We start from the raw sequence: 4,227 nt of genomic DNA on the forward strand, positions 1-4,227 counted from the left end.
GCATGGGTGCCGATGCTGCTGATGTTCCCGGAAGCCGACGTGCCGGTGGCGCAGTTGTCGATCCAGCCGCGCGCGGATGCCGCCCACCATTTCGCGCTCGGCCGCGCGCTGCGACCGCTGCGCGACGAAGGCGTGATGGTGATCGGCTCGGGCCAGATCACGCACAACCTGCGCGCCGCCGATTTCGGTGCGGCACCGGAGGATGCGGATCCGCGCGTCGCGGAATTCACCAGCTGGTTCGAGGCGAAGCTGGCCGCGCGCGACATCGACGCCCTGCTCGACTACCGCCGGCAGGCGCCGCACGCGGCGCTGATGCATCCGACCGACGAGCATCTGTTGCCGGTGTTCACGGCGCTCGGCGCGGCGGACGACGACTACCAGCTCGGCATCCAGTCGCTCGGCACGTATCAGCGCGTGCTCGCGATGACGAACTACGTGTTCGCGAGCACGGCCGCCTGAGCGGCGCGGCGCCAACCGGCGCGCGGCACCCGCATCAACGAAAAAGCCCGCCCGAGCGATGCTCGGGCGGGCTTTTTCTTGCCCTGTCTGCCGCCGCCGATTCCGGCGGCAGGTCAGGCGTCGTCAGGCACCGATGCCTTCGAGGATCTCGTCGTGCGATTCGCGCTCGTCGAGATACTTGGTGCGGTAGCCGGTGCTCACGCCCCAGAAGTAGAACACCAGCGCGATGCCCGCGACGACCAGCATGTCCCAGCCGTACGGCAGCACGCCGTGACCGCCGAACTCCTTGCTGCCGATCAGCGACAGCACGGCCATCGTCGGCAGGTACGCGACCAGCCACCAGGCGGCCTTCAAGTCGTCACCCCAGCCGGTCCAGCCCGACTTCGCCTGGAAGTAGAAGTACACCGGCAGCGCAACGATCATCAGCAGGATGATCTCGCCCGTCAGCGGCCACTTCGCCCAGTACAGGATCAGCGACGCGCAGACGAATGCGAACGGGGCGATCAGCTTCATCAGCGGAATCGACAGCGGACGCTCGATGTCGGTCGCCGCACGGCGCAGCGCCATCAGGCTGATCGGGCCGGTCAGGTACGAGATCACGGTCGCAACCGAGATCACTGCCGCGAGCGAGCTCCAGCCGCGGAAGAAGAACAGGAAGATGAACGAGACCAGCAGGTTGAACCACATCGCCTGACGCGGCACGCCGTAGAGCGGGTGCACGTTGCCGAACATCTTCGGCATCGTGTTGTTGCGCTCCATCGCGTAGATCATGCGGGTGGTGGTCGCCATGTAGGTCGTACCGGTGCCGCTCGGGCTGATGAACGCGTCGACGTACAGCAGGATCGCGAGCCAGTTCAGGTTCAGCGCGATCGCCAGTTCGGCGAACGGCGACTTGAAGTTGAAGTGCGACCAGCCCTGCGCGACGTCGGCCGGATTCACCGAACCGATATACGCCATCTGCAGCAGCACGTAGATCACGAGCGCAATCAGGATCGACGTGATCACCGCGAACGGCACGCTGCGCGACGGGTTGCGCGCTTCGCCCGCGAGGTTCACCGGGCTCTGGAAGCCGTTGAACGCGAACACGATGCCGCTCGTCGCAACCGCGGTCAGCACCGCCGACCAGCCGTACGGCGCAAAGCTTGCATTGGATGCGGTGCCGAGGTTTTCCGGATGGTAGCTCGTCAGCATCAGGCCGAGGATCGTGAGGCCGGGGATCAGGAACTTGAAGATCGTGATCGTGGTGTTTGCACGGGCAAACGCCTTCACGCCCCAGTAGTTCAACATGAAGTAGATGACGACCAGCACCGCGGACAGCAGCAGGCCGGGTACCGTCAACTCGCCGTTCACGAATAGCGCGTGCGCCCAGGGATACGGCCACGTGCTCATGTACTGGATCGACGCTTCAGCCTCGATCGGAATCACCGATACGATCGCGATCCAGTTCGCCCATGCGCTGATGAAACCGACCAGCGAACCGTGCGAGTAGCGCGCGTAGCGCACCATGCCGCCCGACTCGGGGAACATCGCACCCAGTTCCGCGTAAGTCAGTGCAATCGCAAGAATCACGACAGCGCCGATGATCCATGCGCAGATCGCCGCCGGACCGGCAATCTTCGCGGCCTTCCAGGCGCCGAACAGCCAGCCCGAGCCGATAATCGAACCCAGCCCCGTCAGCATCAATGCAAACGGGCCGATGTTCCGTTGAATAGAACTCTTCACATCCTCTCCTGTGTCTCAAAAAGCATGGTCGGCCCGCGGTCCGGGATCGGCTCGGACAGCACCGCGCACGCAATTTTGGGGGGGCGAGTCACCCGATCAGGGCAACCCGTCCACGCGGCGCGTAGTTTAACGGTTGCACCTGAAACGTGGCGCCAAAATCGTTCGGCCCCTACAAAAAATTCGCGTCGTTTGCAAGCTTTGTAAACCTGATCTACGCAATAACCCTGAGTCAATGGAAATACGGTTGACCACACGGTTGATAAGCCGTATAAAGGACTTCGCAGGATTTCAAGTGGCGAGTGAATTGGTTCTTTCGTAGTTCGCCCATCAACGGTACTCCGGTTGGTCCTATTACCCCTTCCTTGATTTTCCGCACCCCATGGGCCTCGGCCCCGTTTTATCTTTTTAGGAACAAGTAACATGGCAACCGGTACCGTCAAGTGGTTCAATGACGCAAAGGGCTTCGGCTTCATCACCCCGGAAGGCGGCGGCGACGATCTGTTCGCGCACTTCTCGGAAATCCGCGTCGAAGGCTTCAAGACGCTGCAAGAAAACCAGAAGGTTGAATTCGAAGTGAAGACGGGCCCGAAGGGTCTGCAAGCTGCGAACATCCGTCCGGTCTAAGCTTGGCGCGATTATTCGTGTAAAAAAGCCCCGCTTCGGCGGGGCTTTTTGTTTTTCAGCGCCGGTCACCCGGCATAGCGGCCTTTTAACCGCCCGCATTCAACCGAACAATCGCTGCGCGTGAATGCCGAGGCCCGTCGCGACACTCGCGAGGCGGTCGCCAAACACCGGTTGCGCATCCGGGAACGCACCCGCGAGCGCACCCGACAGGAACGCGAGCCCCGTCGAGCCGCCGGTGAAATACAGGGCGCCGACATCGCGCGGCGCAACGCCCGCGAGCCGCACCGTCTCACGCGCAGCGTCGACGATGCGCGTGGTGTCGTCATGGCTCGCGTCGACGAGGCGGCCGGCATCGAACGCGATCTGCAGATCCTCTTCCACGTCGTTCAGGTCGATCATCGTCTCCCCGCCCGCCGCGACGCCGATTTTCGCTTCTTCCGCACGCGCCATCAGCGCATGGCCGAGCCGCTGCTCGACCACGCTCGTGAGCCGGTCGTACTGCTGCGCCTCCCGGTACAGGTGCTTCATCAGCTTCAGCTCGCCGAGCCGCTTCGGCGTGTAGACCGTGTTGATCAGGTGCCAGGTGGCGAGATCGAAGTAGATCTTGTTCGGCAACTCGCGCCCTTCGGGGTCGAGCGAACGGTAGCCGAATGCGGGCAGGATCGCCGCCAGCTCGACACGCCGGTCGTAGTCGGTGCCCGCGACGTGCACGCCGTGGTGGGCCAGCACGTCGTCCTTGCGCTCGAGCCGCGCCATCCGTTCGGGCCCGACGCGTACCAGCGAGAAGTCGGACGTGCCGCCGCCGATGTCGGCGACAAGCACGAGCCGCTCCGCCTGCTGGCGCGATTCGTAGTCGAACGCGGCCGCGATCGGTTCGTACTGGAATTGCACGTCCGCGAAGCCGACCGACCGCGCGGCCGCCTCGAGTTGATCCTGTGCGAGGCGGTCGGCGCGCGGATCGTCGTCGACGAAGAACACGGGCCGGCCGAGCACCGCACGGCCGATCGGCGCACCCGCGCGGGTTTCGGCCTTGCGCTTCAGGTGCGTCAGGAAGCGCGCGATGATGTCGGTGTACGCGATCGCGCTGCCGTCGCCGAGATCGGTCGTCGTTTCCGCGAGCGGCGAGCCGAGGATGCTCTTCATCGAGCGCATCAGCCGGCCGTCGAAACCGTCGATGTAGGAAGCCAGCGCCGCACGGCCGTATTCGACCGTCTCTTCGTCGTTGTTGAAGAAGATCGCGGTGGGCAGCGTCAGGTGGTCGCCCTCGACGGGCGCGAGGCGCATGCCGTCGCCGTCGGGCAGCGCCACGGCGGAATTGGACGTGCCGAAATCGATCGCGCAGTAAGTCATGGGAAATTGCCGCAGCAGGGCCGGCGCGAAAACGGAAAGGACGGGCTTTTTAACATGAAGCCCGCGGGATCA

General features: G+C 64.0%; 4 protein-coding genes. 2 read left to right on the top strand and 2 right to left on the bottom strand.

Annotated features, from left to right (window positions below):
• Positions 1 to 459, top strand: a 459-nt coding sequence (locus JYJ84_RS29840; RefSeq protein WP_205189846.1) for a class III extradiol ring-cleavage dioxygenase, incomplete at its 5' end; no start/stop codon positions are given.
• Between the two features lie 123 nt (positions 460 to 582).
• Here the strand turns inward: JYJ84_RS29840 and JYJ84_RS29845 are convergent.
• Positions 583 to 2,181 (bottom strand): APC family permease, encoded by a 1,599-nt coding sequence (locus tag JYJ84_RS29845; RefSeq protein WP_122944353.1) that lies wholly within the window; start codon positions 2,179 to 2,181, stop codon positions 583 to 585.
• Between the two features lie 420 nt (positions 2,182 to 2,601).
• Here JYJ84_RS29845 and JYJ84_RS29850 point away from each other — a divergent pair, with 420 nt between their 5' ends.
• Positions 2,602 to 2,805, top strand: coding sequence for a cold-shock protein (locus JYJ84_RS29850; protein ID WP_006477070.1), 204 nt, complete (start codon positions 2,602 to 2,604; stop codon positions 2,803 to 2,805).
• A gap of 99 nt (positions 2,806 to 2,904) precedes the next feature.
• On the opposite strand, the gene JYJ84_RS29855 is transcribed toward JYJ84_RS29850, so the two are convergent.
• Positions 2,905 to 4,155 carry an Hsp70 family protein gene (locus JYJ84_RS29855; RefSeq protein WP_175222762.1) on the bottom strand — a complete coding sequence of 417 codons (1,251 nt, stop codon included), beginning with the start codon at positions 4,153 to 4,155 and terminating at the stop codon, positions 2,905 to 2,907.
• Positions 4,156 to 4,227: the final 72 nt, after the last annotated feature.

Source organism: Burkholderia sp. LMG 13014, assembly GCF_905232215.1.
In the GTDB taxonomy this organism is placed as follows: domain Bacteria; phylum Pseudomonadota; class Gammaproteobacteria; order Burkholderiales; family Burkholderiaceae; genus Burkholderia.

Excerpts from the sequence above, each read along its gene's own strand:
- JYJ84_RS29855 (WP_175222762.1), bottom strand. The coding sequence starts at position 4,155 with ATGACTTACTGCGCGATCGATTTCGGCACGTCCAATTCCGCCGTGGCG.
- JYJ84_RS29850 (WP_006477070.1), top strand. The coding sequence starts at position 2,602 with ATGGCAACCGGTACCGTCAAGTGGTTCAATGACGCAAAGGGCTTCGGC.